Raw genomic sequence first — 2937 nt, 5'->3', positions numbered from 1 at the left:
CTTCAGCAGTCACAAATGAAGAAAATGACAATCAGGCCTCAGCAGTAGCACCTAAGACTTCTTCTCAAGAACAAGCTCAAGCAGGTACTACAGATGGTGGACAAGTGGCTGAAGCAACAGCTGGAACAGACAAGGTTAAATCTGAAAAGAACACAAATAATAGTCAATCATCGCTTGACTTTGGTGCCCTTGACAATGGTGATATTAGCTCTCTTGTGGGAACTTGGACTAATGCGAATGGTGAATCAGTTACAATTAATGCTGATGGTACAATTATTAAAAACTCAACAGGTTATACTGCTCAATTGAAGCCTCAAAGAGTTTCAGATAATATTTTCTATGCAGGAGTTTTCTCAGATACAAGCTCAGCTGCATTGAGAGCGATTTCTGGAGGTAGTAACGGCTCTGATTACCTTGTTATTGGTCAGGACCAAACTGCTGAAGGTGTCCCTTATTATCGTAACTAGTACGAAAAAGATTGCTATTTATGAACTGCACCCCAAAAGTTAGACAGATAAAATCTAACTTTGTGGGGTGTTTTTTTAGTTGATTGAAGTAAAAAAATGTTACAAACTATTGTTTTTTTGTAATAAAAATGTAAAATGAGTAAAGAGAACAATAAATCTCATTTTGAATAAATAAGAGAGGTTCATTTATTAAAGAAATGCTCTAACTTAGAATTTCTCTTAAGATTATGCTAAAGGAAGTTATGCCATGCTTGACATCTATGTTTTAGAGGATCATTTTATCCAACAAAATCGTATTGAAGAGGTTATTCATACGATTCTTAAGAAAAATAACATTAAAGTGGGTGACTTTGAGGTTTTTGACAAACCCAATCAACTGTTAGAGTCTGTTACTGAGAGAGGATCTCATCAGCTCTTTTTCCTGGACATTCAGATTAAAGACGATACTAAAAAAGGTTTAGAAGTGGCTAAGCAGATTCGCAAGAACGACCCCTATGCCAATATTGTTTTTTTCACGACTCATTCAGAGTATCTTCCCTTAACTTTTCAATACCAACTGGCAGCTCTAGACTTTATTGATAAGTCTTTGGAGGGAGAGGACTTTCAAAAGCGTGTGGAAAGTATTATCTTATTAACCTGCAAAAAGATACAGAGTCAGAATCCAGAAGACGCTTTTCGGATTGAGAATGTTAAGACCGTTATTCAGGTTCCCTTTCATGATATCTTGTACCTTGAGACCTCGGATATCGTTCATAAGGTTATCCTTTATACTAAAGAGGAGCAGATTGAGTTTTATGGCAGTCTCTCTCAAATTGAAAAGAGCGACCCTAGACTGTTTAAATGTCATAAGTCCTTCCTAGTTAATCCAGAAAATATCATCAAATTAGATAAAAGTACGGGGACGGTCTATTTTGAAAATGGTGGCGTTTGCTATGTTTCAAAATTGAAACTAAAGAAATTGATTGAGAGAATTGGACGATGACAGCGATTAATTTTGTGTTGGATAATCTAGACTTTTTAGCGGAGATTATCCTCTTTATTCTCATTTATCAATATATTACCTCCGAGAAGATAAAGTTAAGATGGTATATCATCATCCCCTTGATTATCCGATTTTTGTTTGTGCTTTCTCCAGCCCTATCCTATGTTTTAGGGCATGCCTTCTTGGTTGTTTATTCCTTCTACAGAAATCGTTATGGCAATAGGTTATTAGATATTTTCTATGGCTTGTTTCCAATCTTATTATTTATGGGATTGCCTTAGTCATCAATCGTCATTATATGATAGTACTTAACCATTTCCATTTAAACCTTGTCATTGAGTTGCTAGTCTTTCCTGTGTTTTGGTTAATCATTAAGACCTTAAAAGTAGATTTCAAAGCATTGAACTATGGTTTTAGAAAGTCATTTTCAAAGTACTTTTTATTGCTTATAGATATATCAATGTTATCTTATGCCCTCCTTCTCCAATATATTACCTTTTTTGTGCAACAGAGCCCTGGAGGAAGAGATTGGCATGTTTATCTCGTGGTGACTTATGCTTTACTCTTTCTTGCGACCCTTGTTTATATCAATGCGACCTTCAGTGAGAGGCTAAAAGAAGAAGTCCTACTCCAAAAAGATAGGCAAATGAGTGATTTGGCTCATTATAGTCAACAAATCGAGAGACTCTATACTGATCTTCGTCGATTTAGGCATGATTACCTAAATGTTTTGTCTAGTATCAAATATGGCATTGACTCCAAAGATATAGCTATCATTTCTGATATCTACGATAACATTCTTGAAAAAACAAAGACTCGGATTGAGGGAAAACAGTACGAAATTGCCAACTTGATTAATATTAAAGATGAAGCCGTTAAAGGTGTCTTGGCTAGTAAAATCTTGGAAGCACAGGGACAGTCTATTACCGTTCACCTTGAGGTCAGCGACGTCTTTGAAGTATCGAGGATGGAATTGTTGGATTTCATAACGGTGCTGTCCATCTTCTTGGATAATGCTATTGAGGGGAGTTTGGATAGCAGTACTAAAGAAGTGAACATTGCTCTTATCAGTGGAGAGACGAAGGTAGTAATAGTGGAGAATACCATTGCTCAAGAATCTATCAATACAGTCGGTATCTTTAAACTTGGCCGCTCAAGTAAAGGAGAGGGACGTGGTATAGGTCTGTCCACTGTTCGAGAGATTTTAGGGAAGTACCCTAATTGTTCTTTGTCAACACAATCTAAAGACTATCGTTTTAAACAGACGCTAAAAATAGAAGATGTGGTTTGATTATGACGAAAAAACGACTGTTTATGACTTCAATGAAAAATTTAGCTTTCTAGATATTATAATAACCTCGTAAATTATCAGAAAAGGAATCTCACTCATGAAAAATACAAGTAAACTCATTGGTATTCTATCAGCTCTTATTGTAGTTATCCTCGCTGTCTTCTTAGTGACTAAGTTTAATAGTCATGAGTCGGCGC

4 protein-coding genes and 1 pseudogene are annotated in these 2937 nt (G+C 36.0%); all 5 read left to right on the top strand.

Annotation, left to right across the window (positions count from 1 at the left end):
* Positions 1-467 (top strand): DUF6287 domain-containing protein (locus tag AX663_RS08665; RefSeq protein ID WP_060973248.1); only part of this gene is annotated, 467 nt, incomplete at its 5' end.
* 247 nt (positions 468-714) lie between these two features.
* On the top strand, positions 715-1449 hold the full coding sequence (locus tag AX663_RS08660; RefSeq protein WP_060973247.1) for a response regulator transcription factor: 735 nt from the start codon (positions 715-717) through the stop codon (positions 1447-1449).
* Positions 1446-1730, top strand: a complete 285-nt coding sequence (locus tag AX663_RS10970) for a hypothetical protein (protein WP_231605975.1) — start codon at positions 1446-1448, stop codon at positions 1728-1730. The genes AX663_RS08660 and AX663_RS10970 overlap by 4 nt, the downstream gene beginning before the upstream one ends.
* Positions 1731-1909: 179 nt before the next feature.
* Positions 1910-2740 (top strand): sensor histidine kinase, encoded by an 831-nt coding sequence (locus tag AX663_RS10965; RefSeq protein WP_231605976.1) that lies wholly within the window; start codon positions 1910-1912, stop codon positions 2738-2740.
* A gap of 97 nt (positions 2741-2837) precedes the next feature.
* Positions 2838-2937, top strand: a pseudogene (locus tag AX663_RS11110) (DUF6287 domain-containing protein); the annotation flags it as partial.

Origin of the sequence: Streptococcus sp. CCH8-H5, assembly GCF_001556505.1 — a bacterium.
Classification (GTDB): domain Bacteria; phylum Bacillota; class Bacilli; order Lactobacillales; family Streptococcaceae; genus Streptococcus.
This window is presented reverse-complemented; position numbering and strand designations above follow the sequence as displayed.

Bases quoted from the DNA above. Each gene is read 5' to 3' on its own strand.
- AX663_RS08660 (WP_060973247.1), top strand. From the start codon at position 715: ATGCTTGACATCTATGTTTTAGAGGATCATTTTATCCAACAAAATCGT.
- AX663_RS10970 (WP_231605975.1), top strand. From the start codon at position 1,446: ATGACAGCGATTAATTTTGTGTTGGATAATCTAGACTTTTTAGCGGAG.
- AX663_RS10965 (WP_231605976.1), top strand. From the start codon at position 1,910: ATGTTATCTTATGCCCTCCTTCTCCAATATATTACCTTTTTTGTGCAA.